Annotated in this window: 1 pseudogene; it reads right to left on the bottom strand. The window is 72.0% G+C overall.

Annotation, left to right across the window (positions count from 1 at the left end):
* Nucleotides 1–301 (bottom strand): annotated as a pseudogene (locus IF54_RS40260) (cryptochrome/photolyase family protein); the annotation flags it as partial.
* Nucleotides 302–389 lie beyond the last annotated feature (88 nt).

Below are 389 nucleotides of genomic sequence, written 5' to 3' on the forward strand. Positions count from 1 at the left end.
GGCTGAGGGCGGCGCGGGAGGTGGGGTGGTGGACGGTCACCGGCGCGGAGCCGACCGCCTGGCGCAGGCCCTCGCGGTAGGTGTCCGCCCTGACGTAGCGGACCCGGTCGCCGAGTTCCGCGGCGCGGTGCCGCATCGCGGACAGGATCAGGTGCGCCTTGGCCCGGTGGAACCGGCGGCGCCGGAAGACCGACCGGGCCTCGATCATCACGACCGGGGCGTCCCGGTCCGGTCCGTGGGGGCCCGGGGTGAGGAAGTGCGGTCCGAGCTGGTCACCGAAGAGTCAGTGGAAGGTCGTCATGCTCGGCTCCGGTTCCGGGGCGGTGGGGGTGCGAGCGGAAACCGCTCATGTAAGCGAATGATGGGGATTCGCGCGACTGATGGTGTTC

Source organism: Streptomyces sp. NRRL B-3229 (assembly GCF_000719505.1).
GTDB classification, from domain to species: Bacteria; Actinomycetota; Actinomycetes; order Streptomycetales; family Streptomycetaceae; genus Streptomyces; species Streptomyces griseorubiginosus.